29 protein-coding genes are annotated in these 26,929 nt (G+C 65.7%); 26 read left to right on the top strand and 3 right to left on the bottom strand.

Annotation, left to right across the window (positions count from 1 at the left end; genetic code table 11):
• Window positions 1-100: 100 nt before the first annotated feature.
• From AC07X5_RS26965 to AC07X5_RS26850, 24 genes are all read left to right on the top strand, one after another.
• The gene (locus AC07X5_RS26965) at window positions 101-394 is read left to right on the top strand and encodes a hypothetical protein (RefSeq protein WP_409960213.1); all 294 of its coding nucleotides are present in this window, start codon (window positions 101-103) and stop codon (window positions 392-394) included.
• Window positions 394-576, top strand: coding sequence for a hypothetical protein (locus AC07X5_RS26960; protein WP_409960212.1), 183 nt, complete (start codon window positions 394-396; stop codon window positions 574-576). The genes AC07X5_RS26965 and AC07X5_RS26960 overlap by 1 nt, the downstream gene beginning before the upstream one ends.
• Window positions 573-1,787, top strand: a complete 1,215-nt coding sequence (locus AC07X5_RS26955) for a DUF1376 domain-containing protein (protein WP_494772636.1) — start codon at window positions 573-575, stop codon at window positions 1,785-1,787. The genes AC07X5_RS26960 and AC07X5_RS26955 overlap by 4 nt, the downstream gene beginning before the upstream one ends.
• Window positions 1,774-2,808 (top strand): DUF6475 domain-containing protein, encoded by a 1,035-nt coding sequence (locus tag AC07X5_RS26950; RefSeq protein ID WP_494772635.1) that lies wholly within the window; start codon window positions 1,774-1,776, stop codon window positions 2,806-2,808. Before AC07X5_RS26955 ends, AC07X5_RS26950 begins: the two co-directional genes overlap by 14 nt.
• The gene (locus tag AC07X5_RS26945) at window positions 2,805-3,257 is read left to right on the top strand and encodes a hypothetical protein (RefSeq protein ID WP_409960209.1); all 453 of its coding nucleotides are present in this window, start codon (window positions 2,805-2,807) and stop codon (window positions 3,255-3,257) included. The genes AC07X5_RS26950 and AC07X5_RS26945 overlap by 4 nt, the downstream gene beginning before the upstream one ends.
• On the top strand, window positions 3,254-3,658 hold the full coding sequence (locus AC07X5_RS26940; RefSeq protein ID WP_494772634.1) for a hypothetical protein: 405 nt from the start codon (window positions 3,254-3,256) through the stop codon (window positions 3,656-3,658). The genes AC07X5_RS26945 and AC07X5_RS26940 overlap by 4 nt, the downstream gene beginning before the upstream one ends.
• A 2-nt stretch (window positions 3,659-3,660) precedes the next feature.
• Complete coding sequence (locus AC07X5_RS26935) at window positions 3,661-4,233, top strand: hypothetical protein (RefSeq protein WP_494772633.1); 573 nt, start codon at window positions 3,661-3,663, stop codon at window positions 4,231-4,233.
• Window positions 4,234-4,829: 596 nt separating this feature from the next.
• The gene (locus AC07X5_RS26930) at window positions 4,830-5,471 is read left to right on the top strand and encodes a phage tail protein (protein WP_184864939.1); all 642 of its coding nucleotides are present in this window, start codon (window positions 4,830-4,832) and stop codon (window positions 5,469-5,471) included.
• A 185-nt stretch (window positions 5,472-5,656) separates the two neighbouring features.
• A complete protein-coding gene (locus AC07X5_RS26925; RefSeq protein WP_494772632.1) occupies window positions 5,657-6,226 on the top strand; it encodes a phage tail assembly chaperone in 570 nt (189 codons plus the stop codon).
• A 62-nt stretch (window positions 6,227-6,288) separates the two neighbouring features.
• Entirely contained in the window at window positions 6,289-6,543 is a 255-nt protein-coding gene (locus AC07X5_RS26920; RefSeq protein WP_494772631.1) for a DUF1799 domain-containing protein, read from the top strand.
• Between the two features lie 113 nt (window positions 6,544-6,656).
• Window positions 6,657-11,846: a phage tail length tape measure family protein gene (locus AC07X5_RS26915; RefSeq protein WP_494772630.1), complete on the top strand. Its 5,190-nt coding sequence runs from the start codon at window positions 6,657-6,659 to the stop codon at window positions 11,844-11,846.
• A 2-nt stretch (window positions 11,847-11,848) separates the two neighbouring features.
• The gene (locus AC07X5_RS26910; RefSeq protein WP_494772629.1) at window positions 11,849-12,781 is read left to right on the top strand and encodes a hypothetical protein; all 933 of its coding nucleotides are present in this window, start codon (window positions 11,849-11,851) and stop codon (window positions 12,779-12,781) included.
• Window positions 12,781-14,394 carry a glycine-rich domain-containing protein gene (locus AC07X5_RS26905; protein ID WP_494772628.1) on the top strand — a complete coding sequence of 538 codons (1,614 nt, stop codon included), beginning with the start codon at window positions 12,781-12,783 and terminating at the stop codon, window positions 14,392-14,394. Before AC07X5_RS26910 ends, AC07X5_RS26905 begins: the two co-directional genes overlap by 1 nt.
• Window positions 14,395-14,562: 168 nt before the next feature.
• Window positions 14,563-14,967 carry a hypothetical protein gene (locus tag AC07X5_RS26900; protein WP_494772627.1) on the top strand — a complete coding sequence of 135 codons (405 nt, stop codon included), beginning with the start codon at window positions 14,563-14,565 and terminating at the stop codon, window positions 14,965-14,967.
• Between the two features lie 351 nt (window positions 14,968-15,318).
• Window positions 15,319-15,588, top strand: a complete 270-nt coding sequence (locus tag AC07X5_RS26895) for a holin (protein WP_494772626.1) — start codon at window positions 15,319-15,321, stop codon at window positions 15,586-15,588.
• Window positions 15,585-16,172 (top strand): lysozyme, encoded by a 588-nt coding sequence (locus AC07X5_RS26890; protein ID WP_494772625.1) that lies wholly within the window; start codon window positions 15,585-15,587, stop codon window positions 16,170-16,172. The genes AC07X5_RS26895 and AC07X5_RS26890 overlap by 4 nt, the downstream gene beginning before the upstream one ends.
• Complete coding sequence (locus tag AC07X5_RS26885; protein ID WP_494772624.1) at window positions 16,169-16,486, top strand: hypothetical protein; 318 nt, start codon at window positions 16,169-16,171, stop codon at window positions 16,484-16,486. The genes AC07X5_RS26890 and AC07X5_RS26885 overlap by 4 nt, the downstream gene beginning before the upstream one ends.
• Window positions 16,486-16,974 carry a hypothetical protein gene (locus AC07X5_RS26880; RefSeq protein WP_494772623.1) on the top strand — a complete coding sequence of 163 codons (489 nt, stop codon included), beginning with the start codon at window positions 16,486-16,488 and terminating at the stop codon, window positions 16,972-16,974. Before AC07X5_RS26885 ends, AC07X5_RS26880 begins: the two co-directional genes overlap by 1 nt.
• Before the next feature lie 46 nt (window positions 16,975-17,020).
• Entirely contained in the window at window positions 17,021-17,392 is a 372-nt protein-coding gene (locus AC07X5_RS26875) for a hypothetical protein (protein WP_494772622.1), read from the top strand.
• 22 nt (window positions 17,393-17,414) lie between these two features.
• The gene (locus AC07X5_RS26870; RefSeq protein ID WP_494772621.1) at window positions 17,415-17,720 is read left to right on the top strand and encodes a hypothetical protein; all 306 of its coding nucleotides are present in this window, start codon (window positions 17,415-17,417) and stop codon (window positions 17,718-17,720) included.
• Window positions 17,717-18,226 (top strand): terminase small subunit, encoded by a 510-nt coding sequence (locus tag AC07X5_RS26865; protein WP_494772620.1) that lies wholly within the window; start codon window positions 17,717-17,719, stop codon window positions 18,224-18,226. The genes AC07X5_RS26870 and AC07X5_RS26865 overlap by 4 nt, the downstream gene beginning before the upstream one ends.
• Window positions 18,216-18,980 (top strand): terminase large subunit domain-containing protein, encoded by a 765-nt coding sequence (locus AC07X5_RS26860; protein ID WP_494772619.1) that lies wholly within the window; start codon window positions 18,216-18,218, stop codon window positions 18,978-18,980. Before AC07X5_RS26865 ends, AC07X5_RS26860 begins: the two co-directional genes overlap by 11 nt.
• A 40-nt stretch (window positions 18,981-19,020) precedes the next feature.
• Complete coding sequence (locus tag AC07X5_RS26855) at window positions 19,021-19,212, top strand: hypothetical protein (RefSeq protein ID WP_494772618.1); 192 nt, start codon at window positions 19,021-19,023, stop codon at window positions 19,210-19,212.
• A gap of 281 nt (window positions 19,213-19,493) precedes the next feature.
• Window positions 19,494-19,664 carry a hypothetical protein gene (locus AC07X5_RS26850; RefSeq protein WP_494772617.1) on the top strand — a complete coding sequence of 57 codons (171 nt, stop codon included), beginning with the start codon at window positions 19,494-19,496 and terminating at the stop codon, window positions 19,662-19,664.
• 133 nt (window positions 19,665-19,797) lie between these two features.
• Here AC07X5_RS26850 and AC07X5_RS26845 read toward each other — a convergent pair whose 3' ends face one another.
• A complete protein-coding gene (locus tag AC07X5_RS26845) occupies window positions 19,798-20,121 on the bottom strand; it encodes a hypothetical protein (RefSeq protein WP_494772616.1) in 324 nt (107 codons plus the stop codon).
• Between the two features lie 262 nt (window positions 20,122-20,383).
• Between AC07X5_RS26845 and AC07X5_RS26840 the strand changes: the two genes are divergently transcribed.
• The gene (locus AC07X5_RS26840; RefSeq protein WP_494772615.1) at window positions 20,384-21,133 is read left to right on the top strand and encodes a phage terminase large subunit family protein; all 750 of its coding nucleotides are present in this window, start codon (window positions 20,384-20,386) and stop codon (window positions 21,131-21,133) included.
• 1,035 nt (window positions 21,134-22,168) lie between these two features.
• On the opposite strand, the gene AC07X5_RS26835 is transcribed toward AC07X5_RS26840, so the two are convergent.
• Both AC07X5_RS26835 and AC07X5_RS26830 read right to left on the bottom strand, forming a co-directional pair.
• Window positions 22,169-23,377 carry a Fic family protein gene (locus AC07X5_RS26835; RefSeq protein WP_494772614.1) on the bottom strand — a complete coding sequence of 403 codons (1,209 nt, stop codon included), beginning with the start codon at window positions 23,375-23,377 and terminating at the stop codon, window positions 22,169-22,171.
• Window positions 23,378-23,784: 407 nt separating this feature from the next.
• Window positions 23,785-25,437 carry a methyl-accepting chemotaxis protein gene (locus AC07X5_RS26830; protein ID WP_494772613.1) on the bottom strand — a complete coding sequence of 551 codons (1,653 nt, stop codon included), beginning with the start codon at window positions 25,435-25,437 and terminating at the stop codon, window positions 23,785-23,787.
• A gap of 444 nt (window positions 25,438-25,881) precedes the next feature.
• On the opposite strand from AC07X5_RS26830, the gene AC07X5_RS26825 reads away from it, so the two are divergent.
• Window positions 25,882-26,919 carry a hypothetical protein gene (locus AC07X5_RS26825; RefSeq protein WP_494772612.1) on the top strand — a complete coding sequence of 346 codons (1,038 nt, stop codon included), beginning with the start codon at window positions 25,882-25,884 and terminating at the stop codon, window positions 26,917-26,919.
• Window positions 26,920-26,929 lie beyond the last annotated feature (10 nt).

The following is a 26,929-nucleotide window of genomic DNA, read 5'->3' as shown; positions in this document are numbered from 1 at the left end:
CGTACGCCTGTGTGCAGCACCGGGTGTTTTTCTTCAATGGGCCCGTGCGCTCCCCCGTGAGTGCAGGCGCCCGCACGCCTTATGAGGAGATGAGCGAACCATGCGACCCACTTTCTTTCCACAGCCCGCGGGGGCGAATGCCTTCGAGTCGGTGCGGCCACGCAGTGCCGTGGCAGCCAACGATGCCGGTGCGCCCCGTGTCGACGTGGAGCCCTGCAGCGGCAGCGTTGCCGCACGGCCTGCGGGCGCGGTGCTGCTGTTCAACTGCCGGGGCCTGCGCACCGTGGGACTTGCCCCGCGTGTGCAGGGCGCGATCAGCATCGAGAGCCGTGCCCAGGCGCAGGCCAGCCTGGACAAGAGCCGCCGCATTGCGCGCGACTGGAGGCAGCAGTGATGGGCACGCTGATTGGCAACACCCTGCAGCGCCTGACGCCCGATGTATTGCGCGCCGCGGCGCAATCGGCGGCTGCGCAGCACATTCCGCTGGCCGAGGCCAACCACCACGAGCCGGGCACAGTGCTGTGGGCGCAGTTCAACGAGGCCTATGCCGCATGCCTGGGGCAGGAGGCCGCGTGAGCAGCAGCACCAGCAGCAACACTGCCCCCAAGGGCAGCACAGGCCTGCCCGCGCCCATGACCTTGCCCGGCTGCGACCTGAGCGACTTCGCGTACATGGAGCTGGATGTGCGGCGGCTGCGCGATTCGAAATTTGCGGCGGCGGCCGAAGGGGAGGCGTTTCGCGCGGGCATTTTGCTGTGGTGTGCGGCATGGCACCAGGTGCCTGCGGCCTCGCTGCCCGATGACGACGTGGAGCTGGCCAACCTGGCCGGCTATGGCCGTGTGCTCAAAGAGTGGAAGAAGGTGCGCGCCGCCGCGCTGCACGGCTTTGTGAAGTGCGCGGACGGGCGCCTGTACCACCCGGTGGTGGCCGAGAAGGCGATTGCCGCCTTTGCCGCCAAGGAGAAGTACGCCTACGAGAGGTACTGCGACCGCCTGCGCAAGGAAAACGCCAAGCGCGCCAAGGAGGGCAAGCCGGCTCTGGGCGTGCCGCCGCAGGCGCTGTGGAAGACCGGGGACTACCCCCATGGCATGGCCCCCGCGGGTGAGGATTTTCCGCCGGAGAGCGCCCGGCCCTGCGCCGCTGTTCCACCGGAAACCGGCCTTAAAGGGAACCGAAAGGAACGGAGCCGAGAGCGAGATGGAGACAGAGACGGAGAGGATCTTTTTGGTGAAGGCAGTGCCGTTGCTGGCGCAACGGCGGGCGCCGCAGCGGGCCGGGGGCAGGGCGCTGCCGTGGGCGTGGCGCCCGCACACCGGGGCATCGACGATGCGGATGGCAACGCGCACTCCGAAGCCAGCGCCGACGGCCTGACGCGGGATGAGCTGTGGTCGGTGGGCAAATCGCTGCTGGCGCAGGCGGGCATGCCGCGTGCGCAGTGCGGCAGCTTCATCGGCCGGCTGTGCAAGGACCATGGCAACGACACCGTGGCCGAGGCCGTGCGCGCTGCCTGTGTGGCCCGCCCGGCGGACCCGGCCGAGTACCTCAAGGCCGTGTGCATGCGCGCGGCCGGCCAGCGCGGCCCGGCCGTGCGGCGTGCCGGTGCGCCAGGCCAGCCGCCCCTGCAGGGCAACCGGCAAGAGGCGCTGGAGCAGCGCAACCGCAGTGTGGGCCATGCCTGGGCGCTGCAGGAGCCCGACGCGGTGCCCGCGCCCCCACCACCACCGTACCACCCCCACCACCCGCAACCCCACCACGTACAGGAGCCTTTGCACCATGCAAGCATCTGAACGCGCACCCTTCGCGCAGCTGATCACCGACGTGCTCGCCTACTACCGGCAGGACGCCAGCCGCTTTGTGCTGGACCTGTGGTGGGGTGCGTGCCAGGCGTTCGATCTGGCGCAGATCCGCCAGGCCATGCAGAGCCATGCTACCGACCCCGAGCACGGACGCTTTGCGCCGCGTGTGGCCGATGTGGTGCGCATCCTCGCCGGCACGGCGGCCGACCGCGCGGCCCTGGCCTGGGGCAAGACGCTGGAGGCCATGGGCAGCGTGGGCGCGTACACCGATGTGGTCTTTGACGACCCCGCCATCCATGCCGCCGTGCAGGACCTGGGCGGCTGGCCCAAGGTGTGCCGCACCGACCTCAAGGAGCTGGGCTACCTGCAGCACCGCTTCTGCGAAAGCCACCGCGCCTATACCGGGCGCGGCAGCTTCGATTACCCGCGCTGCCTGGGTGGCGACCGCAGCCCGGACAGCGAGTACGCCAAGGTCGGCCTGCCGCCGCCGCGCATTGCATTCATTGGGAATGCCGAGCGCGCGCTGCTGGTGTACGAGGGCGGCAGCGCGGCGGGCAAGACGGCGGTGCGCTTTCATTCGCTGCAGGCCCTGGCGGCGGCGCCCCGCGTCGGCAACGAGGCTGTTGCGCCGCGTGCGGACAAGCAGACGGCGCACAGCGCGGCGGACGCGGTGCCATTGGTTGCACCGCGCGCCGCAACGCAACCCCCGTCGTCGCCCGCGCCGCGCAACGCGCAGCCCATTGCCGTGCGCGCGCCGCAGGCCACGCCCGCTATCGACCGTGCAGACCGTGCAGACCGTGCAGACCGCGCAGACCGTGCAGACCGCGCCGCATTGCGCGCACTGGCATCGGCAGACCCGTTGGCTGCGACGGCAGCACCCCCACGGCCCGGCGCATTGCGTGCCGCGACCGGCGCACGCCGGCCCGCCTACCGGCAGGGTTTGCCCCTGCATTCCGCCACGAACACCACCAGCTACCACAGCACCACCGCAGAGAGGACCTGTCACCCATGAAAGCCATGCTCATCAAATCCGCCGAAGGCCTGCGCGGCACGACGCCGGCCGACCACGACGCCTGGAGCCGCTTTGCGCGCAAGCTCGAAGTCATGAAGCCTGGCACCTGCCTGCGCATGGAATGGAGCCGCCCGCGCAATGGCCCGCAGCACCGGCGCCTGTTCGCGCTGTTGCAGGTGGTGGCGGAGAACAGCGAGACCTATGGCACGCCAGAGCAGGCCCTCATCGCCGTGAAGCTGGCTGCGGGCTACTGCGACGATGCCATCGACCCGCGCACCGGCAACACGGTTCCCGTGGTGCGGTCGATCCGCTACGAGGCGATGGACCAGCAGACCTTCGAGCGCTTCTACGCGGCCGCATTCGAGGCGGTGCTGCAGCTCATTCTGCCGGCCATGGACCGTGCCACCCTCAAGCGTCTGATTGCCATGGTCGAGGAGGGCTGGGCATGAGCGCCGCCGTGCTGCCGATGGCCAGGCGCCCCGGCCCAATGCCCTTGGTCTGCGCGCTGCTGCGCAGCGATGGCGACGGTGCGGGCGGACCTTGCCCCGCGTGCCAGGCCGCACAGGCCCGCGCGCACAGCCCCTTGTTCCGCGCCCACTGCCACGGCTGCAAGGTGCGCGCTTTGGCGCAGGGCCCGCAGTTCTGGCGCTCGCTGAAGGACGGCGCGCACACCGATGCCTACCAGGGCGAGCTGGCCGCCGTGTTCGGTGCGGCAGGCGCTGCCGCAGGCCATGCAGTGGTGCTGGCCGAGTACCGGCGCCTTCGGGCGCTGCAGGACAACGCGGTGCGCTGTGGCGTGCTGGCGGGCGAGCAGCGCAGCTCCACCCATTTCAACCCATGCGAGGGATGACCATGCTGATGACCACCGAACCTACCAACAGTCCCTACCGTACCGTGGAAGAGGCCTACACCCGCGCGGGCACCTCGTCCTCCAACCTCAAGGTGGACCCCGAACGCCGCGGCGATGCCGATGTGCTGATTGCCGCGGGCTGGTCGCCCGGCATGCTGGGCGGCGCACTCATGCGCCTGCGCGGCGAATGGGACAGCGTGGCGCACCAGCGCCGCAACCACCCGGACGCCGATGCCGTGCACCTGCTCGCGCGCCTGCGCTCGCTGGCGCAGGTGCTGGAGGCCGTGGAGCGCTGGGCCACAGCCAAGCACCTGGCCGATGCACGCACCCTTGCGCGCACCAGCGTGTGCTACTGGCTTGACCCCACCTGCCGCGCCTGCCTGGGCCGCGGGGCCGCACTGGTACCCGGCACGCCCATGCTGGGGCGCGTGTGCAAGGCCTGCGGCGGCAGCCGCAAGGCGCGCGAGCCCTTGGGGCAGGACGGCCGGCGCACGCTCAACATGCTGGACGATTGCGTGGGCCGCAGAAACCAGTCGATGAAAAAACGCTTGCATGTTTCCATGCATCGCGGTTAGAATTGCATCAGACGATTGCAGAGGGTGCTGACCCTCTCGCCCGTCGCCCCTCTGTTGATTGCCCGCAGCCACAGCCTGGCTCTTCGCCTGTAGCGACTGCGGTAGATGGTTGGGGTGGTTTGTCGTCTTGAATTTTGTGAATCCCGCATGGTTTGCCCTGCGGGATTTTTGCTTTTGCGGCTCTGCTTTTCGGGGCCGCAGCGTTGGTTTCGTTCTCCCTCTTTTTCCACACTGCCCTGTGCATGGCGCACCCGCGCTGCGCGCGTGTTGCGGCGTGCGCAAAAGGACATCCATTCATCCTTCGAGGTGCCCTATGAGCCCTGCCACCAAAGCACTGCATGAAACCCTGATCCGCCTGGCCAAGGGCGCGATCACGGCCTGGGAGCAGTGGCTGCACAAGCAAGCGCAGTTGCCGCCGCAGCCCTGAGCCCTTTTTCACCGTTCACTCTGCCCCGCGGCAGGCCGCTCCTCCAGGTTCTTCCGGGCGGAAACGCCTGCCCCATGCCACGCAGAACTTCCGCCGCACTGTCGTTGATTGGTGCGGCTTTTTTGTTTGTCTGTTGTCACTTCGACATCTCCACTGAAAGGCCCATTCCATGGCTGTATCCCTGCCCGACGGCGCAACCATCGCCATTGCAACCACCTACGGCTCGGTCAAGACCGTGACCGCCATCACCAACGCCAACCCCGGCGTCATCACCTCGGCCGCGCACGGCCTGCTCAACGGTGCCTTCTACGAGCTCAAGTCGGGCTGGCAGAAGATCAGCGACCGCGTGTTCAAGGCCTCCAACGTGGCCACCAACGCGCTGGACGTGACCGGCATCGACACGACCGACACCAACCGCTTTGCGGCCGGCACCGGCGTGGGCAGCCTGCGCGAGATCACGGCCTGGACGCAGATCCCGCAGATCCTGGAGTTCACCACCAGCGGCGGTGACCAGCAGTTCGCCAACTTCTCCTTCCTGGAAGAAGACTACGAACGCCAGTTGCCCACGGTGACCAGCGCCCAGTCGATCCAGATCGGCATCGGCGACGACCCCTCGCTGCCCGGCTACCAGGCCCTGAAGGCCGCCGGCGAAGCCCGCGCCATCCGCGCGCTGAAGGTCACCCTGCCCAACGGCGCCGTGCTGCTGTACAACGGCTTCGTGTCCTTCAACGAAACGCCTACGCTGACCAAGGGCAGCGTGATGCAGGTGCGCGCCACCATCTCGCTGCAAGGCCGCCCCACGCGCTACTGAGCGGTTGTTCCCGGCGCCTGCGCCGGGCAGCTCGCTCCCTGATCTGCACCGCCAGCCATCCTTGGCCTGGCCGTGCAGTCACACCCCATGCACCGACCCGGCCTTGTTCGCTCCTTCGAGGGGGCGGCAGGGCCGGGCACGGGCTTTTCCTATTTGTGTCGTACTCCCTCGAAAGAAACATCACCATGGCCAAACTCGTTATCGGCAAGTCCACCCCCAAGTCCTTCGCACTCAAGGTGGAGGTGCCCACGCCGCATGGGCTCGACGAAGTGAACTTCGACGCCCTCCACCTGCCTTCCACCGTGTGGGCCAAGATGCGCGAGCAGCACGCCGAAGCCATCGGCGAGACTGTGCAAGCCCTGTTCGACGCCGCGCGCCAGGAAGCCGAGCAGGCCTATGCCGCCGAGCAGGCGAACAAGCCCGCGGCTGCCGCTGTCGTCGCGAAGAAGCCCGCCGGCAAGAAGTCGGTAGCCGCTGTGGCTGCCAACGACCCCGCCGAGTCGGTGCCGTCCGACGCCGACGCCAAGGAAGCGGCCATCACCGCGCTGATCAAGCCGGTGAAGGAAAGCGACATCGCCAGCCTGCGCGCCAAACACAGCGCCGAACTCATCGTGCAGATCGTCACCGGCTGGGACCTGGAAGAACCCCTGGGCGTGGACGCCCTGGTCGACATGTGCGACAGCTACCCCGGCGCAGCAGAGGCCGTGTTCAAGGCCTACAACGAAACCCGCGAAGGCCTGCGCCTGGGAAACTGAAGGCCATCGGGCGCGCGCCGTACCACAAGCCGCCCGACGAATCCGAGCTGGCCGTGTGGGGCATGCGGCTGAGCGACTTCCCCGAGCAGACCGTGGAAGTCTGGCCCGAGCACGTGGACGCCTGCCTGCTGTTTTGTTCCGTTAGCACCCAGTGGCGGGTGGGGATGGGCGGGGCCACGGGGCTGGACTACCCGGCCGTGTTTGCAACGCTGGACCGCTTGCATAGGGGCAAGACCGATGCAGAGCGCGATGCGATCTTTGCGGATGTGCAGGTGATCGAGCGGGCGGCGTTGGAAGAGATGAATAGCAGGGACTGAGGCAGTCCGATGGGCCGCCAGGCCGGGTTCTTTTTTGTTTGTGCAAGCCACCTTCGGGTGGCTTTTGTTTTTTGGGCTTGCGCTTGGCGGGCCATATCCATGAGAGGTTGAGTATGGCCATTGATCAAACCGTCGACGCAGTTCAAGCGAATGCGCAGTACCTGGCTCAGGGCGCGGCCATGGTGTCTGTTGCCCAGCAGATCGAGCAGGCTGTGGCGGGGCAGCTAGCAGTTTTTAGAGGGGTACAGCAGGCGGTTTCGGACTTGTCGAGCGCTATGCAGAGCCTGCCTGGGCAGTTAAGCGGCCTGTCTACGGGGCTGAAGTCCGGAGGTGAAGCTGGCTTCAATTTCCTAGAGACAACCAATCAGATCGTCGGAATTCTGGGGGACTTTGACGGCGCTGCAACGCTTGTCAGAGACACTTTGAACGGCACTAGCGAAGCAGCTAAGAAGCTTGAAGGGACTGGCAAGAAAATCGACGATGTGGGCGCAGCGGTTTTACGAGCTGCTGGACCCTATGTGATTGTGGCGGCTGCTATCGCTGCGCTGGGAGTTGCTGTTCACTCGCTGGATGGCAAGGATGCTGCACTGTTGTCGTTGTCTGCGCAGTTGAAGGGAACGGGGCGCGACTCACTTGCGGCCGTGAAAGACATCGATGCGCTTGTAGAAGTACTGAACGCACTCCCGGGCGTTAGCAGGGATTCGGCTGTAGCGGTCATCTCAGAATTCGCCAAGGTGCCTGAGATTGGCAGTGAGCTTTTCAAAAGCCTGGGCTCGTCCGTCGCGGATTTTGCTGCGGCGACAGGTACTGACTTGCCCGCCGCTGCAAGCAAGCTGGCAGAAGCCTTCGCAGACCCTGCGAAGGGCGCAAGATCTTTGGAAGATTCCCTTGGGACGCTCAGCGCAGCGCAACTGCTCAACATTGAGAACATGGTCGAAATGGGCGACAAAGCAGGCGCGCAGGCGGCTCTGCTGTACTCACTCAGGCAGGCCACGAAAGGACTTGCGAGTGAGGCGATGACGCCGCTCGGCAAAGCTACAGACGACTTGAGCAATGCCTGGGATCGGTTCACTAAGGCTTTGGGTAATTCCCAAGGTATCCAGGCGGCAAAGAGCGGGCTGGTATGGCTCGTCGGGAAAGTTGCCGAGCTGATCGACGTTATGGCGCAGATGAAACCTCCCCCATGGGTGAGGTCTCTCCCGGGTATCGGTCCTCTCTTCAATTTCGTTACTCCCATGCCTCCTCAAAGCGGCGGCAGCCGTACGGCATCCGGGAAGGTCAGATATCCAGAAGAGGAGGCGGCTGATCAGCAGGCAAAAGCTGCGTTGGAGGCAACTCAGTCTTTTGAGACCCAAGCTTCCGCGATGGAGAGGCTAAAAGGTGTTGCGAAGCAGGCGCAAGATGCCCTCAAGGCGTTGGAAGAGCAGAACAAAGGCACCAGCGTAGAAGCCAATACCTTGCGTGATCGTATCGCGGGTGTCAATGAGAGATTGGCTGAGATGGCGAAGAGGGGCAACGTCAGTGTCGGCGTTCGCGCCAATGCCAAGCCGCAAGCCCAAAAAGATACGGAGGACCAAGCAAAGCTGGCGGTCGAGCGTGCCGGTTTGTTGCCGGAGTTTGCTCAAGAGTGGGAACTGCTGAACAAGCAGTACCGCGAGAGCACGCTAAGCATGGAGCAGCTCGAAAAGAAGCAGGCTGAACTGCTGGCGAAGCAGCCCTTCATGATCGCGAAGGAAGCCGACGAGCTTAAGGCGCTGACTCAGCAACGCCAGAACGCAGCTGATGTCCGAAACAAGGACTACGCCAGTGTTGAAGCGTATATGGAGTCCGAAAAGCAGCTTGGCGTGCAAACGGTGAAGGCCATTGAAGGCCGCATTGCGGCCATGGAATTGGAGGAAAAGGCCGCCAGCATGGCCGCCGCACAGAACATCACGTTGGCGGAAGCCATCAAGCGCGTGAACATCGAGCGCTTGACAGCCAAGCGAGACGGCCCCACAGGACTGACCGAGGGTTCTCCTGCGTACGAGCAGGCCACCAAGGAGACCGATGCGCTGACTCGAGAGGCTGACCGCATCAATGCCAACGACCGCAATGCCAAGGCGCGCGATAGCGAGAAGAAGGCGCAAAAGGATTTTGAGCAGTGGTCGAACAACCTCACCAGTGGCGTCAGCGATTCGCTGGTCACGGCCATCTTCGAAGGCGGCGAGAAGGGCGGTGAGCAACTGCGCAAACAGCTGCAGGATTCGCTGATCAAGCAGCCACTGAAGATGTTCATCAACGCGGGTGTCAACTACGGCATGCAAGCGTTGGGTGGGTTGTTCGGGATGGGTGGCGGTGCGCCTGGTCAATTGGGCGGCGGGGGCGGCGGTGCGTTGGGCACCATTGGAAGTGTGGCCAGCCTAGCGCAGACGGGTTACAGCGCTTACACCGGCACGGGCATATTTGCCAGCGGTGCTGGCGGGGCCCGTGGCGGTTTGAGCAGCATGATGTCTGCCATGGGGCCGGCTGCGGCGTACATGGCGGTGGCGCTGGCGGTCATCAACATTCTGGGCGGTATGCGCTCGGAGCGCATGATTGGTTCGGGCTTGAAAGGGACGTTGGGCAATGGGTCCAAATTGCAGCCTTGGGAAGAGTGGCGCGAGGGAGGGACGCTGGCTAGCGGTCCGGAATTCAGCACGCACAACCCGCTGGAAACCATCGAGCAGTACAAGAAGAAAATCAAGGAGCAAGAGGCATTGGGTGAGCTGGCCAATCTGCAGAGCTTGCAGATTTACCAGACAGTTCTTGCGAATTTGCAAAATGACCATGCCGACCTTCTTGCAACGGTGGGCAAGCAAGACCGTGCCATTCAAAGCGGCTATGAGGCCTACCGCAAAAACGTAGTCGACATGGCCAACACTGTGGGGCTTGCCGGCGACAGCCTCAAGACTTTTGCCTACACGCTGGATCAGCAAGACCTCAATTTCAAGGATCTCAAACCCGAGGAAGTACAGGAAAAAATCGCGGCCGCGTATGGCAAGGCCGGAGTCGCGATGGCCAAGGAGTTGCTGGGCGAATGGAAGCCGGTAACGGAAACGCGAACCAATGTCACAGCACACGAAAACAGCACGGGTGAAAAGGAGTATTCCTACACGTCGGCGGAGGAGACCACCACCCGCATGGTGTATTTCTCCAGCCAGTACGCGCTGGCCGGCGAGACTGCCTACGAAACACTCGAGCGACTGGCTACCAACTTTCACACATTGAATGAGGCTGCCGACGCCCTGGGCTTTGGTATTCAACAGGGGAGTTTGGCACTGGCGGATTTTGCGGCCGATTTCATTGAAGCTTTTGGTGGGCTGGAGCGGTTCACGGCAAGCACCAACGCCTTTCTCCAGAACTACTACAGCGACGAAGAGCGCCGTGATTACATCGCTCGCAGCGGCTCGCGTCGGTTGGAAAAGCTGGGTATCAATATCTCTGCGGAGCAGCTTCTCGATGCGACCGGAGAGGACGTCAAGAACGCTGTCAATTCAACGTCTACTAACCCCGCGCTGTATGCCGATGTAATGGACGTCGCCAACTTCATCGCGTCGTTGTACCAGGTCTCTGCACAAGCGGCACCAGCGGTCGAGAACCTCTCCAACGCTGTGGACGAGCTGACGCAGAAGTTCAATGGTGCCAAGGAGGCATTACTCAATGACGCCAAGTCACTGTCGGTCGATTTGCTGCGTGCCCAAGGCAAGGAAGGCGACGCCAAGGCGCTGGAGCGCCAGCAGTACCTGGATGGCTTCGTCGATGAGCATGGGAACAAGCTGGACGAAGGGCGCTTGCAGCAGTTGGCAACCCAGTACGACGCCAACGCAGCTACCCGCCGCGCGATCGACGTGCAAAACGAGCGTAATGGCTTGCAGGACGAGCTTAATTCACTGACCGACGATGCAACCCAGGCGCTGACCCGCCAGCGCGACGCATTGGACGAGAGCAACCGCGCGCTGTTCGACAACGTGCAGGCCATCAAGCTGCAAAAGACCATTGCAGACGAGTTGCCCGGCGTTGTCGACAAGTACCTGAGCCCTGCGCAGCGCCGGCAGTCGCAGTACGACCAGGTCACGGCCGATCTGAATGCCGTGGGGATCAAGGTCAGCTCCGAGCAGTTGATGGGCTTGAGCAGGGCCCAGATTGGTAGCGCTGCGATGGACATCTACAACACGGCCGGCGTGCCGGACGAGGCACGCCTGGCCGTGGTGCGTGCCGCTGGTGCCTTGGCGGACCTGAAGAACGCCGATGTGGACACGGCCTTTGCTGCGCTGGAGCGCGCGGTGGATGCGCAGCGCAAGGTGCTGGACGAGGCCATCACCGAACTCACGTCGGTGTTCGAGACCGCCCGTGACGCGGCGAAGACACTGTTTGGCGAGGTGGAGAGTGCGGTGCAGTTCCAGGGGGATGAGGGCCGTGCCTTCATCAGCAATGCCCTGGCCGTTGCGCAGAGCACGGGGTACCTGCCGGACAGTGAGAAATTCTCCAAGGCAGTCAGCGATGCCACCGGTGCGCTGGGCCAGCAGATGTTTGCCACGCAGGCCGAGTCCGACTACCAGCGCCTGGTGCTGGCCAATGAGCTCAAGGGTCTGCAGGACATCAGTGGCGACCAGTTGGACAAGGCGAAGGACGAGCTCGAGTATCTTGATGAGCAACTGGCAGAGCAGCGCAAGCAGATCGATGTGCTCAACGGCATCGACCTGAGCGTGCAGAGTGTGGAGGGTGCCATCAGTGCCCTGGGCACGGCCATGAATGGCGCGCGCTCCGCTACGACGCTGGGTGGGTCCGGCCTGGCCGCCTATGACAAGGAGCTGGGCGTTGGGCGCAACGCTGCGGGCACGCTGTTCCAGCGCGACGACATCCGGCAGGCGGCCAGCAACGCCCTCGAAGCGGGGGCCAATCCGCGTGACATCTACAACGTCATCAAAGGGAGTGGTTTCACCCTTGCGCAGGCGGGGGTCATCCTCGGCACGGAACCTGGCAGCCTGGAAGACTTTGCGCGCGAAATGAACTGGCCCGTGTTCCACCGCGGCACGCGCAGGGTGCCGCGCACCGGCTTTGCCCTGCTGCAGCAAGGCGAGGCGGTGATTCCCGCTGCCTACAACCCCTTTGCCGCCGGCCGTGGCTGGGGCAACAGCAAAGACATGCTGGCCGCAATGGAAGGCGTGCGTGCAGAACTGATCGAAGTGCGGCGGCAGAACGATGCGCTGCAGCGTGCTGCCATGCGCACCGCCGATGCCGTCAACGGGCGGCCCGAGGCCCCCATGCTTGTGGAGAACGTTTAAACATGAACATCATCGACAACATCACCATCACCGACACCATGATCGGTGCCGGCACCACCATTGCCGAGCCCTCGGCGGGCGAGACGGCCTGGGCCTCCGGCGTGGCCTATGCGGTGGGCGATATCCGCATCCGCACGGCAACGCACCGCAAATACAAGTGCGCAGCCGTGCACACCAGTGCGGCGACGCCGACGCCCGAGAGCGATGGCACGCGCTGGGTGGACATCGGCCCCACGGACCGCATGGCGCCGTTCGACATCTACACCAGCACGCAGGCGACCGCTACCGGCAGCCTGACCTATGTGCTCAAGCCGGGGTACTTCAACAGCCTGGCGCTGTATGGGCTGACGGGCGCGCAATACAGCGTGACGGTGCGCGATGCGCCGGGCGGGGCGGTGATCTACGCGCGCTCGGGCTTTCTGGTGGACGACCCGCTGGGTTGGTACGAATACCTCTTCACCACCGCGCGACCGGTGGGCAAGCTGGTGTTCACCGGCATCCCGATCCGCCCTGCGGCCGAGCTCACGCTGACCCTCACGGCCGCTGCGGGCCAGCCGGTGGGCATCGGGATGATCGTGGTGGGCGACTACACCCCCCTCATCAGCGATGAAGCGCAATGGGGCGGCACCCAGTACGGCGCATCGGCCGAGCCGGTGACCTACAGCTACATCAAGACCAACGACGACGGCACCACCAGCATCGTCAAGCGCCACAGCGCCACCAACCTGAACGCCAGCGTGGTCATGCCGCGCGAGCACGCAGACGCGGCGCTCAAGACGCTGCAGCGCGTGCTCGACCGGCCTGTGGCCTTCTTCGCCACGCCCTCCAGGGGCTACGAGGGCCTGAACGTCTTCGGCATTGCTTCCTCCTCGCCCGTGGGCTACGACAGCTTCGGGCACGCCTCCATCAACATCAACGTGAAAGGGCTCATCTGATGCCAACCAATCCTCCGAACATCACCGCGCTGCCCAGCCCACCGGACCCGAATGATCGCAGCACGTTCAATGCACGCGCTTACCCGTGGAGCGTGGCGCAGCAGACGCTGGCGACGGAAGTGGCCGCGGTGGCTGCCAATGTGAAGGGCAATGCAGACGAAGCCGTTGCTGCGGCGAGCACTGCCATGGCACAGGCGGGTAACGCCTTGGGCAGCGCGGGTGCGGCTGCTGCATCCGCTGCCAGTGCGCTCAACGCGCCTGGCACAAATGCGACCAGCAGCACAAGCCTTACGGTTGGGCTTGGTCCGCAGAGTTTCGTCATCCAATCCGGGAAGCTGTTCTCCGTTGGCCAACCATTCGTCATCGCACGCACGTCGGCTCCTCTGGTGCAGATGAGCGGCATCATCACTGCGCACAATGCCACTACGGGCGCCGTTATGGGCAACGTGACCGCCAAGAATGGTTCGGGTACCTACACTGACTGGACTCTGAGCCTGGGCATTGTTGCCGCTGCAGGGCCTGCCGCTTTGGTGAGGTCTCCGCGCAGCAGCGGAACGGCTCTGTCTGCTCCGGACAAAGGGACGTGGGTGGACATCACCAGCGGAACCTTTAGCCAAACTTTTGCTGCAGCGGCAGCGCTGGATATTGGCTGGTGGTGCTACCTGGGGAACTCGGGATCGGGCGATGTGACCCTTGTGCCCAATGGCGCAGAAACAATTGACGGGTTGGCCAGCTATGTCATGTACCCAGGTGAGCTGCGCTTGATCCAATGCGATGGCGTTTCGCTGCGGTCGATCGTCGTCAACGGGTACAGCAAGACGCTTACTGCCTCTGAGTCGTGGAAGAAGCCACCAGGTTATCGGCACCATTCGGGGCTGCTGTGGGGCGGTGGCGCTTCGGGGGCGAAAGGAAACGCCAGCACAGGGTCAGCTGTTTCAGGCTCCGGCGGCGGTGCCTGCTTTCCTTTTCAAATTGCTGCCGCCAGTTTGCCGGACACTGTGGCTGTAACCATCGGCGCGGGCGGTGCTGCCGTCACCACGGCAAGTACCAACGGAAATGTGGGCGGTACTTCAAGCTTCGGAAGCTTTGCCTATGCGTATGGCGGGGGGCCTGGCTCCTATAACGCTGCCGCAGGGTATTTGACGGGCGGCGGCGGCGGCGGTGCCCAAAGTGCGGGCGGTACTGGGGGGCACATCAGTGCAGGCCTGCCTGGGCTGCCTGGCGTTATGACGAGCGACTACGACGGGAATACCCAGACCATCTACAGACCTGTTTCGAGCGCGTACGGTGGTGCGGCCTTTGGGCTCAATAGTGGTGTCCGGGGCACGACGGTGTATGGTGGCGCAAACGGGCAGGCTGTCACCAGCGATGGATCCAGTCTGTATGCGTCTGAGCCCATGACCATCTTCGGTGGTGCTGGCGGTGGCGCTGCCACGGCCACCACCGCAGGCACAGGGCACCCATCCATTTTTGGCGGCGCTGGTGGTGCGGGAAGTGTCTCTGGCAATGCCGCCGCCGGAGTGGCACCGGGCGGAGGAGGAGGCTCTACCAGAACGGGCACGCAGTCAGGGGCAGGGGCACGCGGTGAATGCCGCATTTGGGGGGGTATCTAAATGGCACGCTTTTCAATCATTGATTCGGGTGTGGTAACCAACCACGCGGAGGCCAGCGGTGAATTCGCGGCAAGCCAGGGTTGGGTACCCGCAGGCGATTCGCGAATTGGGGATCTGTGGGATGGAGAGGGTTATGCCACACCAGCCCCGGTTCTGAATCCATTGCCTGTGGCGCAGGCAAGCGCCATTGCTGCCATCGACGCGGCAGTAGACCGCATCTACTCCGCTGTTCTTGGCAACCGCCAGGCCGAATACCAAGCCGCAGAGGGCCAGGCCCAGGCCTTTGCCGACAGCGGCCATGTGTTGGAGCCCGTTCCCGGGATGGTGCAAAGCTGGGCCAACGCAAAGGGCTGGTCTGCAGCCCAGGCGGCCAGCGACATACTGACCCAGGCTGCGCAGTGGCGTGGTACGCAGGAACTGATCCGCGCGCAACGCCTGCTGCGCAAGGAGCAGGTGCGTGCGGCATTGGATGCCGATGAACTGGCCGCGGTGATGCAGGCCTGGTCAGCCTTTGTCGCCACCGTGCGCGCCCAACTGGGCCTGGTGAGGCCGGCGGAGGGCGAGGTCCCATGACTTTTCGGCGCTACGCATTCATGGTGCGCGGGTTCTCATCGCAGTGGACCAGTTGCGCAAAGCATTGATTTCCACGGCGTGGTGGCGCGCTGGGCGGTGTGTGTAGAACGCTGTCAGCGCGCAGCTACCCGGGCGCGCGGTGAAGGCAGGACCGCCGGCCTGCTGAACGCGCTCGTGATGAAGCTGCTGTTTTGGGGTTGAGGCTATGCCATCGCTACCACGCACTCATCCATGGGCACGAGCACAACCTGCCCAACGACGACCAAGCCGCACCAGCGGCTTTTTTTTCGCCCGCCTCCCGCCCACCAGGCGGCGAGGCCTGGGCGATGACGACTGCAAGGAATAGCACCCATGAGAAACGAAACCATCGACGCCCTGGGCGCTACGGGCGGCAAGACCATTGCGGCCGGTGCGGGGCTCACCAGCTTTGGCTGGATCACCTCCAACGAGTTCCTGGGCCTGGTGGGTGCCATCGTGGCCGTGGCGGGCCTGGCCGTCACCTGGTACTACAAGCGCGAGGCCAACCGCCGCCAGGCAAGTGAACATGCGCTGCGCATGGCGCGCCTGCGCCGGGGTCTGGGCGAAGAGAGCGATCTGGGCGAGCAAGGGGCTGACGAATGAGCAGCGCCAACTACCCGGACCGCATGCGCTACTTCCCCCACCTGGTCGGCTCCCTCGCCCTGGCCAGCGCCGCGGTGCTCACCTTCCTCGGCCAGTGGGAGCCCGATCAGCGCGACCCCGGCCTGGTCTATGCGGACAAACTGGCCGGCGGCCTGCCCACGGTGTGCAAGGGCATCACGCGGCATGTGACGAGCACGCCGGTGGTCGTGGGCCAGCGCTGGACGCCTGCGCGCTGCGCGCAGGAAGAGAGCGCTGCCATCGAGGCGCTGCAGCTGCGCCTGTCCCGGTGCTTCACGCGGCTGCCGCCGCAGAGCGTGTTCGACATGGCCACCAGCCATGCCTGGAACAACGGCGTGGGCAACACCTGTGCGAGCCAGGCCATGGTGGCCTGGAACGCGGGCGACTGGGCGCTGGGTTGCCGGCGGCTGGGTGTGTCGGACAGTGGCAAGCCGGTGTGGAGCTATGTGCGCACCGGCCGCATGCTGCCTGATGGCAAGCCCGAGATGCGCTTTGTGCCGGGGCTGGCCAACCGGCGTGCGGCAGAGACGGCGGCGTGCCTGCAGGGGCTGGAGGCACGGCCATGACTGCGGTGGTGGACATCGTGATGGGCATGGTGCTGCTGACCATGCCGCCCACGCCGCAACCGGTGACCTACACGGCTACATCGGGCGCCACCGTGCTGGGCTACAGCAGCGTGGCGGGCTGGGTACCTGCCGAGCAGTGCTTCAACCGCTGCCACACCATCGCGAACGAGCCTGTGGCGCTGCTGCGCGGCGAGTTGTCGCTGGCGGACATGGCCGATCTGAACATCGTCGTCCGGCGCGATGGTGTCCCGGTCCTCTCGTTCTGGCGCTTCTTCGGCAATGTGCCCGTGGCCTATGTGGAAGGGGAGAGCTGATGGCACCGCTGCTCATCACCCACACCGCTGCCGCCGTGCTCGGCGCCGCCCTGGCCGCCACCGCCGCCTGGCAGGTGCAGGGCTGGCGCTTGGGCGGCCAGATCACCACCCTGCAGGCCAGCCATGCCAGCGAGCGCGCACGCGCCAGCCAGGCCGCATGGGCGGCCGAGCGCGCCACCGCGATTCGATACCAAGGAGCCCTCAATGTTGCACGCACCCGTGAAGCCGCCTTGCAGCGCGATGCTGCCCGCGCTCGCGCTCTGTCTGACGGCCTGCGCGAGCAAGCCGCCCATGCCGCCCGCCGCATTGCCGATGGCGCTGCCCTCGCCGCTGTCGCTGAGTACGCCACTGCCGTCGGTGAGCTATTCGCTGACTGCAGCCGAGCGCATCAAGAGCTGGCGCGACAGGCTGATGGCCACGCCGCTGATGCAAGAGCCCTCCGCGACGCCTGGCCGCTGAGTTCCACCCCCACCCCCGGCGGGTCGTGACCGCCCATCTCTTCTCGTTGCCCCTGCCGACTGCGAGCCGATCTCCATGCCACACCTTCCATCCGCACCCTTGCCCTGCGCCCAGGCCCTGACCATGCCCACGCGCACCTTCACCAGCATCCGTGCCGGCTGCCTCAAGTCGCGCGTGGAAAAGCTGTTGCACAGCCGGGTCGGCGAGCCGCTCACGCTGGGCGAGATCGGCGCCGCGCTGGACCTGCCCAAGACATCGCACCCCGAGATCAGCAGCTGCCTAGCCAAGCTGCGCGAGGCCGGTGCCGTGCAGTCCGCGCCCGGCCCCGCATCGAGCGCGCGTGGGCGGCGCCAGGTGCAGCGCTACAGCATCCTGCAGCGGCGCGTGGGGGGCGATGTGCGCGTTTCGGAGATGGATGCGCGCCGGGCACTGGCCATGCCCGCCTGATAGACCACCAGGAGATTTGCCCATGGATGTTGAACACCACAGCGAAGAAGACCTGCACCTCATCGAACTGCAGGCCCCGGGCAACGCGCCCCTGCACGCCGGTGTGTCCGCATCGGGCTTGGTCTACCTGCGCGGCGACCTGCACCCGCTGGGCAGCGCCACGGCCCTCATCAAGGCCGCGCGCGAGCAGGTGCCCTATGCGGCGCTGGGCGCGGTGAACGTGCTCTTCCCGGCCGACTGGCTGCGCGGCGAATGCCTGCACGACGCAGACCGTCTGCGCGTGATTGCCGCGATGGAGCGCCTGGTGCGTGGGGCGGCTGCGGCATGAGCGGCCGCCCCACCGCGCCGCGCCTGCTGGCCGTGCCTTCGGCTGCTGCAGCCACTGCCGCAGCCCCCGTGCCAGGCCAGGATGCGGCGCAAGATGGCGGCAGCGCCAGCGTGCCCGAGGACGGCGTGACGCCGGCCATGGTGGTGCGCGAGCTGGCCAGCATCGCCTTCTTCGATATCCGCAGGATCTTCAACGGCGACGGCAGCTTGAAGCGCGTGCAGGAGCTCGACTGCGCCACCGCTGCCGCCATCGCCTCCATCGAGGTGGTGGAGATCGGCCCCGGCGGCCAACTGGAGCTGGGCAAGAAGTTCAAGTCGCCCGAAAAGCTCAAGGCCCTGGACCTGCTGGGCACGCACCTAGGCATGTTCGCCAAGAAGGCCGACGACGCGCCCGACCCGCTGCGCAAGGCCCTGGCCCAGATGCCCGCCGACCGGGCCGAGGGCATGCTGGCGGCACTGGAGCAGATCAGGGTGATCAAGGAGAAACCACACAGTGGTGCCACCTGATTTGCCCCGCCTGCCGCACCTTCCCGAGGCCTTGGCCCAGGCCTCCAACGAAGAGATCGAGGCCCTCGAAGCCCTGCTGCGCGACAAGCTCGCCGGCTGGCGCATGCGCCGCTTCTTTCAGGACGAAGGCCCCCTGCGCCGCGCGCTGTATGCGCGGCACCTGGCCTTCTTCAAGGCCGGCGCCACGCACCGCGAGCGCTGCTTCATGGCCGGCAACCGCGTGGGCAAGACCATTGGCGGCGCATACGAAACCGCCCTGCACCTCACCGGCCGCTACCCGCACTGGTGGGAGGGCCGGCGCTTTGCCGGGCCCATCCAGGCCTGGGCCGCGGGTAAAAGCCTGGAGACCACGCGCGACATCGTGCAATTGGAGCTGTACGGGCCTCCGGGCCAGCCTGGCACCGGGATGATTCCGGCCGACGACATCGCCAAGGCCCGCCCCCGCGCGGGCGCCAACGGCGCGCTCGACTACCTGTGCGTGCGCCACCAGAGCGGCGGCGAATCGGTCATCGGCTTCAAATCCTACGACCAGGGCCGCAAGGCCTTCGAGGGCACCGCGCGCCACTGGGTGTGGCTGGACGAGGAGCCGCCGGTGGCGGTGTACAACGAGTGCCTGACGCGCACCGCGACCACGCAGGGCTTGATCGCGATCACCTTCACGCCGCTGGAGGGGGCGACGGAGGTGGTGCTGGATTTCTTGACGAAGGGAGTGGTGGTGGTGGTGGAAGCCGGTGGCCCCACAGGCGTGGCATGACGGCTGCGCCGGGCGTGTGCTGAGACAGTAGATCATGCCCATGCGTGAATTCCAATTGCTCACCATTGCCGAATGCCACGCCCACATCGGCCCCTTGGTGGACGCGGCGCTCGGGCCTCAGGGTTTCATCAACGTGCGCCCGCTGGTGTGGGCGAACGGCAGTGCGGCGCCCATTCGCCGCATCTGTGGGTATGGGCAGCTCGGCAGCGGGCTGTCACCGCGCTGGGGTTAATCGTTCGACACGGTGCCGCACTTGTCGGGCGGCAAGCCCAAATGGCATCGCACGGACAAGTCAGCCTTGTTTGACGCTCACGTCGATGGCCAGGGCGCTGCGCAAAACCCTGCCTTGCATCTGGGGCGTGGACGGGCTGTTGGCCTGCATTCCCGACAAGATCCACTCAGCTGTCGAACAGGCCCAGGCTTTCTGGCCGGTGGCGACAAAGCCTGCACAAGTCTTCGAGCAGGTCATCGCGATGACCACACGGCCCCGGCAGGGTCTTCACTCAGGTTCAGTTGCATATCGCCGCAGCCGTGCGCCATGCCTTTGCCGGGCGTGAAGAGCAGGGCCGTAAGGAGCTGGCGCTTTTCATCAGCCGTGGCAAGGCCAAGGAGTACGCGGCGCCCAAACCACAAGAGATACTTGAAGGCTGGCTCAAAGAAGGGTTCAACGAGCAAGTCGGTTGATTTTGCATTGGCTGACCAGCGCTTATGGGTGAGGCAGGAGCCGCTTCGAGCGCCCTGGCGTACTAGCGCTGGCGCCGGGTTCCGGGTGTTCGCAGCAGCGCGGCCAGGCCTCGGGCTGTGGCGTTTCCCTTGTTCACTGATTCACAGATGCGCTGGTGGATGGCTGGCCGAGTCCATGGCAGTGCTGGTTGGCGGCGACGGGGCCCACCGTCTTTTTTGCTGCCGGCTTGGCGATGCGTTGCCGCCCGCCAGCCACCGCCCGTGGCACGGGGGCCTGATTCGGTGCAGATGGCCGCTTGCCCTTCTGCCGCACCCTGATCACCTCGTGCTCCAGTGCCGTGTGGTCCTGCAGTGGGGCCACCAGGTCCGCCAGCCCGTGCGCCTGGTTGATGAGCCACATGCACATCGCGTACGAGGCCATGGCCACCGAGGGATCGCCGCGCTCGATGCGGGCCATGGTGGGCTGCGATGCCCCCAGTCTGTCTTCCCATTGGCCCTGCGTCTCTCCCCGGCGCTTGCGCGCGATGGCAATGTTTGTGCTGGCCCAGGCGCTCAATCTCCTGCAGCACGGCTGCAAGTTGCCCGGAGGGATGTGCGTTCTGCTTTGGCATTCGTAGATATCAGTCAAATGCGGTCTTTATGCACATCTATGAATATTTTGGTGCCTCGTGCTTCTTTCTCGAAGCGCCGCTCCGTCCTTTCGTTGGAGAACCCATCCCATGAGCAAAGCCATCATCCAGGCCGGCTGGAACGACGTGCCCCACCTTGACGAGAAGACCAAGCAGGAGCTGGCCGAGAGCTTTCCCCTGCACGAGCGCGAGGCGCGCATGAACGGCGTGCCCGTGCTGGGCAGCGGCCGGGTGTTTCCGGTGGCAGAGGAGTCCATTGTGGTCGCCCCGTTCGCGCTGCCCCCGCACTGGCCGCGCATCGTGGGCCTGGACTTCGGCTGGGACCACCCGGCCGCGGCCGCCTGGCTGGCGTGGGACCGCGACACCGACACCGTCTACGTGTACGACACCTTTCGCGTGCGCGAGACCAGCGTGGCCATGCAGGCCCCGCTGGTCGCCGCGCGCGGCCGCTGGATGCCCGTTGCCTGGCCGCACGACGGGCTGCAGCACGACAAGGGCAGCGGCGAGCAACTGGCCGGGCAGTACCGTGCCCTGGGCGTGAACCTGCTGCCCGAGCGTGCCACGTTCGAGGATGGCAGCAATGGGCTGGAGGCGGGCATTAGCGAGCTGCTCACGCGCATGCAGACCGGGCGATTCAAGGTCTTTGCGACCTGTGGCGACTGGTTGGAGGAATGGCGGCTGTACCACCGCAAGGGGGGGCTGGTGGTGAAGCTCAAGGACGACCTGCAAAGCGCCACGCGGTATGGGGTGATGATGCTGCGGTTTGCGGTGGTGGAGCCGCGGGGGGCGACGTTGGCCGGGAGCACTGTTGGGTATGGGGGTAGGAGAGGGGGGTATTGATGGGGCGCGTTTTCATGGCCTTTGCATGGCGGCTTGGCAAACCGGCGCTGTTTTGATGGCATGTCTCTGGTAGGTGGTCGGAATGCCTGCCAAGGGCGGGAGCCGGGATGTGCGCCCGGCTCCCGCCCTCAGCCAAGGCACGCAGCAACCATCGGCACCGCACACCGCACACCGCACACCGCATGATGGATGGTGATCGTGGTGGTCGTAGTCGTGGTTGCAGCGTGCCCGTGCTGCGGTCGGGAGCCGGGTCTCGGCCCGGCGGCCGAGGTACCTTTCTTTGCGTCGCCAAAGAAAGGTACCCCAAAGAAAGGCGACCCCGCTGTCCGTGTCCCCCTCGCCTGGGGCGAGGAGGCAGCCTGTGATGCTCGGTCCTGGGGTGACGCCGAAGAACTCCCTGCGCTGCCTCTGCGAGGCAGCTCCGGTCAAACAGCTTCGGCGAGCCAGATGACGATGTGCGTGTCCTTCGGCACGCGCTCACCCCAGGCCCTGCGCTTCTCGGCACGGTCAGAAAGGGGTGGATACCAACACGGGCCATTGCTTCGCTCGGCCCGGTCTGCCTCGCTGCGCTTGGCCTGGGCAGAGCGATCACGCCCAAACGTCGGCAGCGCGCAGCGCGTAACCGACCCCTGGCGTAGCTGCGAAGCAGCAGCCGTACCTGACCCCGCTCCCAACCCCTGCTGGCTGCGCCGAGGAGCGCAGGAGCTGGGGTGGGCGTGTGTGCCGAAGGACACACACGCTTCGTCGTCTAGCTTGCCGCAGCTGTTTGAGCGGAGTTCGAAGAACGCAGCGAGTTCTGCGGCACCACCCCAGATCCGAGCATCGCAGGTTGCCCGCAGCGAAGCGGAGGGACGCAGACTGGGGGCCGCCTTCTCTTTGGTGACTTTCTCTTGGCGGCCCAAGAGAAAGTTACTGCGCCGCCGGGCGCACATCCCGGCCTCCGCCCTTACAAAAAGCTGCGAACTTTGAATCCGAGAAAGCGACCGTGTCGCTGTTCCTGGGCAAGAGCCCGTCGAAACAGCATCTCGGGACCCTCTAGTCCAGTACAACGCTCGAAGCCTCTGGATAGAGGTTCGGTAGCAAGATGTGCAGGGCGGACATCGGAAACGCAATGCTCAACTCCCCACGGTGGCTATCGCTCCTGAGCAGGCCGTCGCTGAGGAAGCGCGATACGACCTTTCGGCCGGTGCGCTCGCCCAGGCCGGTCATGCGGATGAAATCCCCGCGCGACAGGGCCCCGCTGACCGCAACGGTCTGCAGCGGCAAAATGGCCTCCTCGCGGTACTCCGTGATTCCCTTGGTGGCACCTTCAACCATGACGTAAGCGCGCAGGCGGTCCTTGAGTTGGGGCAGGTCGAGCATGGCGCCCATGAAGTTCACCTGGTCCTCGCAGAGCTCGGCGAAATAGCGGCACCATTCCCACAGCATTTTCTGGCTGAGGTTGCCGCGCCCATCGAGGTCGCCTTGCCGGGCGCTGTCTGCCGCGTCGAGCATCTGGTAGTAGCGTTCTCGCTGGCGTGCGAGCCCACGATTGGCCGACCACAGTCCGCCGTTGATGGGGAGCAGGGCGCAGTGCGTCTGCAGGCGTACCGCCCTGCCGTTTCCATCTTCGAAGGGGTGTGTCCAAGCCATGCGGTGGTGGGCTGCTGCAATGGTGAAAATGACCGCGTCCACTCCGTGCAACCGGCCATACACCTCGTCCATCCGGGTCAGAAAGCGGGGCACCGACTGCCAGGCAGGCGGTTGATGGCGGCCCACGGCGACGTCATGCATCCGCAGCGCACCAGGCTCGATCTGTCGTCCGTCCTCGGTGCGGCGGTCCTCGGGGGGAAGCCGGCTGTACAGGCTCCGGTGCGCCTGGCGCAGGAAGGCGCTGCCCAGTGCCGCCGCTTCGGAGGTCACATCTGTTTCCAGATCGCGCTCGGCTTCAATGTGTGCAAGCGCCACGCGCTGGCGCCTTGCAACGTCGGGCGTATCCGAGAAGTCGTGCCGCAGTGCACGCTCGATATTCGCTGGGTGGGTGGCCTGGCCTTCGATGCGGTTGGAGTAGTAGGAGTTCATCGAGCGCACGATTTCACGCAAGGCGGCCCTGGCCTCCGGGCTGGCTGCGGCTTTGAGTGCGGCGGATTTTTCGAAGATCCGTCGCGTAGCTTCACCCAGTTCGGCAAGGTCCTGGGTGGGCAGCAGTGGCTCGAATTGATGCGGCTGGTCGTAGGCTACAACCGGGGTGGGCTTGATGGACATGGTTGCCGGTTGAAATAGACGGCTATGGTAATAATAATTTCTTTATTAATCAACTGGATATAGCGATCCTTATCCATGCTTTCGAGGAGGAATTTCCGGTTGGTTTTCCGGTCGAGTTGCCGAATGCAAGAGCGCAAGACCAGGTCTTTTGGGCGCCCATCCTGACGCCTGCACGCGGCAACCATGGTCCCTGCCGTGGGCATTCAGCGTCCGATGAAAAGCACCTTTCAATCCCGCCGCACGTGTTCACTTTTCGTCAATGTTCGTGCCACGTGAACATCGCGGAAAAGTGAACATTCATACCACCACCAGGCACGTGTTGCACGCTGCAAAGGTCCTCTGCAAGACTTGGTCATGGCCTTGCCGAGTACCAGGGGTCGAGCGCCCAGCGCGGAATCACATGGCCGTCAGCACCTGACCTGTCTGCGCTCTGGTTGCTGCTGCGCCGGCCGGGCATGCCGCAGGCCTGGCGCCGGCGCTGCCGCCCGCGCAGGTGCCGGGGTTGGCCCCCCCGCCTTCAACCGAAACACCTGCACCGCCTCCGTCACCGCCCCCGCCGTGCGCACCAGCCCCTGCGCCGCTGCCGCCACCTCTTCCACCAGGGCCGCGTTGTCCTGGGTGATGGTGTCGAGCTGGCCCACGGCGGTGTTGACCTCGGAGATGCCGGCAAGCTGTTCCTGGCTGGCATGGCTGATCTCGCCGACGATGGCGCTCACGCGGCGCACGCCCTCGACCACCTCGGCCATGGTGGCGCGGGCGGCCTGGGTGCGCTGCTGGCCTTGCGCCACGCGCTGGGCCGACTGGTCGATCAGGCCCTTGATCTCGCGCGCCGCACCTGCGCTGCGCTGGGCCAGGGCTCGCACCTCGCCGGCCACCACTGCAAAGCCCCGGCCCTGTTCGCCGGCGCGCGCGGCCTCCACGGCGGCGTTGAGCGCGAGGATGTTGGTCTGGAAGGCGATGGAGTCGATCACTTGGGTGATCTCGCCGATGCGCGTGGAGTCGCCCTCGATGTCGCGCATGGTCTGGCCCACGCTGTCCACCGCCTCGCGGCTGCGCGTGGCGGATGCGTTGGCCTGGCCTGCCAGGGCCGTGGCCTGGCGGGCTGCGTCGGCGCTCTGGCGCACGGTGCCGGTGATCTGCTCCATCGCGGCGGCTGTCTGCTCAAGGCTCGATGCCTGCGACTCGGTGCGTGCCGACAGGTCGAGGTTGCCCTGCGCGATCTCCTGCGCGCCCAGGCGCATGGCGTCGCTCTCGTCGCGCGCATCGCGCACGATGGCGAAGAGGTTGAACGACAGTTGGCCCAGCGCCTGCTCCAGATCGCCCAGTTCATCGTTGCGGCTGCGGCGCACCATCGCCGTCAGGTCGCCGGCCGCAACCCGGTTGGCGACCTGCGTCAGGCCCGCGATGGGCTGCACCAGCCGCCGCGCCAGGTACCACCAGGCGGCGCCGAACAGGGCCAACTGCAGCGCCCACCCGGCGGCGCCGGGCAGCAGCCCGCCGGCCACCAGCGATGCCAGCAACAACGAAAGCAGCACCAGCGCCAGCCGGGCCGACAGGCCCAGCGTGGCCAGCCCATGCGCCGCGCGCCCCACCAGCGTGTGTCGCAGCACGCGGCCCGCACTCAGCCTGTGCACACGCCGCCCGGCCTGCTTCTCTTCACGCATCGTGGCATACAGCTGCTCGGCCGCGGCGATCTGCGCGCGCGTGGCCTCGGTGCGCACCGACATGTAGCCCACGGGCCGCCCGTCCTGCAGCAGCGGCGTGGCGTTGGCCATCACCCAGTAGTGGTCGCCGTCCTTGCGCCGGTTCTTCACCGGGGCCGACCAGGGCCGGCCCGAGGCGATGGTGGCCCACATGTCGCGGAACGCCTCCTCGGGCATATCAGGGTGGCGGATCATGTTGTGCGGCTGGCCCACCAGCTCGTCGCGCGCGTAGCCGCTGACCGCCACGAAAGCCGCGTTGCAGTGGGTGATGCGCCCCTGGGTGTCGGTGGTGGACACGAGGGTCTGGCCTTTGGGGAAGGCATATTCGCAGCCCGTGGTGGGCAGGTTCAGGCGCATGTCTGTCGTCTCCTCTGGTCGATGCAGGCCATTGTCTGGAACCCCATCGCGGACCGCCTTGACGAAGGTCAATGTCTGCTTGACCGGCGTCAATCCGAGCGGTGTCAACCCTCCCGGCGGCGGGTTGACAAAACCAGTGCCGCAACGAGGATTGAGGGCGTGGTTCAAAGGTGCGGTAACTCTATGTTTCGAAAGCAAAACGGGCCGTTGCATTGGGGTAAGGTCGCGGGTGCAAGAGGCCAGGGAACAGCCTGCCAGCCCCCTGGGCTGTGCTGCCTGCAAGGCCGTTGCCTGGCGTTCCCTTTTTCACCGCTTGCCACCGCAAGGACTACTGCAACCACCGGCAATGCATTCGGCGCATACGCCGCGCGGGGCACCCCGCCGCCACGCCCTGTGCAGGTCAGCCCTTCAGTCCATCCACCACTTCAGAGAAAGGTATTTTTCGTGAACCTGGCATCCTCGCTTCGCAAGACTGCAGCCATCGCTCTAGCGGCCACCGCCTGCATGGCGGCGCACGCGCAATACACGCCGTATTTCTCCATGACCGGCATCACCTGGGAAGACGAAACCACCTTCCGGCTCGATGGCGCTCGCATCCAGGGCCTGGGGCTCACCGCGGCGGACGAGGTGTCCCTGCGCTACCAGTTCCGCCCGGCGGATGCGAGCTTCGGGTTGATCGGCGCCCAGGCCAATGCGGGTGCGGGCGTGGTCTTCCGCGACCAGAACTTCACCAGCGTGGAGGCGCAGCCCGCCACCATCAGCTACACGGCCAACGGCACCAGCTACACGGGCAACAACTCGTCCCGCTCGTTCACCGCCACCGCTGCGGCTCCGTTCGTCGCCACCGCCATGCTGCAGCCCGGCCATGTGATATCGCTGGGCATCACCCGCCAGTCGGCAGACTGGCGCTACGAGATGATCGACCCCGACGGCAAGGTCATGGTCACCTACGACGGCGAGCCCGGCGTCGGCGTCATCTCCGCCGCACGGCGCATCACCCGGGCGGGCGTGCACACGGTGCGCATCAGCCCGCGCAATGCGGGCAACCTGACGTTCGACCTCGAGCTGTTCAACGGCAACAACAAGCCCATGCAGCAGCTCACCAACGGCTCGCGGATCTCCACCTCGTTCGAGAGCAACATCCGCCATTACTACAAGGGTGTGGTGCAACTGCAGGCGGGCAGCCGGCTCAGCCTGACCCAGGCCAGTTCCGACATCGGCATCTGCGTGCTTGACGAGCTGAGCCGCAAGCAGGACTGCAGCACCGGCCTGCCCGTGTCCACACGGGTGGACAGGGCGGGCAACTACTACGTGTTCATCTACAACGTCAAAGGCTGGGGCGGCTCGTACACGGGCACGGTGTCGGTGGTGCAGGAGCAGGCGTCCCAGGTGTCCACCGACGGCAGCGTTGCCCGCACCGCAGCATCTGCGCGCCCAGCGCCGGTGGACACGGGCGCAGGCGCTTTCAACCCGGCGCCTTGAGCTGTACCGC

The organism is Acidovorax sp. GW458-11-26-14-TSB4, from assembly GCF_059423865.1.
This window is presented reverse-complemented; position numbering and strand designations above follow the sequence as displayed.

What these genes read in the sequence shown, in the direction of transcription:
- AC07X5_RS26965 (WP_409960213.1), top strand. Translation starts at nt 101, where the DNA reads ATGCGACCCACTTTCTTTCCACAGCCCGCGGGGGCGAATGCCTTCGAG.
- AC07X5_RS26960 (WP_409960212.1), top strand. Translation starts at nt 394, where the DNA reads ATGGGCACGCTGATTGGCAACACCCTGCAGCGCCTGACGCCCGATGTA.
- AC07X5_RS26950 (WP_494772635.1), top strand. Translation starts at nt 1,774, where the DNA reads ATGCAAGCATCTGAACGCGCACCCTTCGCGCAGCTGATCACCGACGTG.
- AC07X5_RS26945 (WP_409960209.1), top strand. Translation starts at nt 2,805, where the DNA reads ATGAAAGCCATGCTCATCAAATCCGCCGAAGGCCTGCGCGGCACGACG.
- AC07X5_RS26940 (WP_494772634.1), top strand. Translation starts at nt 3,254, where the DNA reads ATGAGCGCCGCCGTGCTGCCGATGGCCAGGCGCCCCGGCCCAATGCCC.
- AC07X5_RS26935 (WP_494772633.1), top strand. Translation starts at nt 3,661, where the DNA reads ATGCTGATGACCACCGAACCTACCAACAGTCCCTACCGTACCGTGGAA.
- AC07X5_RS26930 (WP_184864939.1), top strand. Translation starts at nt 4,830, where the DNA reads ATGGCTGTATCCCTGCCCGACGGCGCAACCATCGCCATTGCAACCACC.
- AC07X5_RS26925 (WP_494772632.1), top strand. Translation starts at nt 5,657, where the DNA reads ATGGCCAAACTCGTTATCGGCAAGTCCACCCCCAAGTCCTTCGCACTC.
- AC07X5_RS26920 (WP_494772631.1), top strand. Translation starts at nt 6,289, where the DNA reads ATGCGGCTGAGCGACTTCCCCGAGCAGACCGTGGAAGTCTGGCCCGAG.
- AC07X5_RS26915 (WP_494772630.1), top strand. Translation starts at nt 6,657, where the DNA reads ATGGCCATTGATCAAACCGTCGACGCAGTTCAAGCGAATGCGCAGTAC.
- AC07X5_RS26910 (WP_494772629.1), top strand. Translation starts at nt 11,849, where the DNA reads ATGAACATCATCGACAACATCACCATCACCGACACCATGATCGGTGCC.
- AC07X5_RS26905 (WP_494772628.1), top strand. Translation starts at nt 12,781, where the DNA reads ATGCCAACCAATCCTCCGAACATCACCGCGCTGCCCAGCCCACCGGAC.
- AC07X5_RS26895 (WP_494772626.1), top strand. Translation starts at nt 15,319, where the DNA reads ATGAGAAACGAAACCATCGACGCCCTGGGCGCTACGGGCGGCAAGACC.
- AC07X5_RS26890 (WP_494772625.1), top strand. Translation starts at nt 15,585, where the DNA reads ATGAGCAGCGCCAACTACCCGGACCGCATGCGCTACTTCCCCCACCTG.
- AC07X5_RS26885 (WP_494772624.1), top strand. Translation starts at nt 16,169, where the DNA reads ATGACTGCGGTGGTGGACATCGTGATGGGCATGGTGCTGCTGACCATG.
- AC07X5_RS26880 (WP_494772623.1), top strand. Translation starts at nt 16,486, where the DNA reads ATGGCACCGCTGCTCATCACCCACACCGCTGCCGCCGTGCTCGGCGCC.
- AC07X5_RS26875 (WP_494772622.1), top strand. Translation starts at nt 17,021, where the DNA reads ATGCCACACCTTCCATCCGCACCCTTGCCCTGCGCCCAGGCCCTGACC.
- AC07X5_RS26870 (WP_494772621.1), top strand. Translation starts at nt 17,415, where the DNA reads ATGGATGTTGAACACCACAGCGAAGAAGACCTGCACCTCATCGAACTG.
- AC07X5_RS26865 (WP_494772620.1), top strand. Translation starts at nt 17,717, where the DNA reads ATGAGCGGCCGCCCCACCGCGCCGCGCCTGCTGGCCGTGCCTTCGGCT.
- AC07X5_RS26855 (WP_494772618.1), top strand. Translation starts at nt 19,021, where the DNA reads ATGCGTGAATTCCAATTGCTCACCATTGCCGAATGCCACGCCCACATC.
- AC07X5_RS26845 (WP_494772616.1), bottom strand. Translation starts at nt 20,121, where the DNA reads ATGGCCCGCATCGAGCGCGGCGATCCCTCGGTGGCCATGGCCTCGTAC.
- AC07X5_RS26840 (WP_494772615.1), top strand. Translation starts at nt 20,384, where the DNA reads ATGAGCAAAGCCATCATCCAGGCCGGCTGGAACGACGTGCCCCACCTT.
- AC07X5_RS26835 (WP_494772614.1), bottom strand. Translation starts at nt 23,377, where the DNA reads ATGTCCATCAAGCCCACCCCGGTTGTAGCCTACGACCAGCCGCATCAA.
- AC07X5_RS26830 (WP_494772613.1), bottom strand. Translation starts at nt 25,437, where the DNA reads ATGCGCCTGAACCTGCCCACCACGGGCTGCGAATATGCCTTCCCCAAA.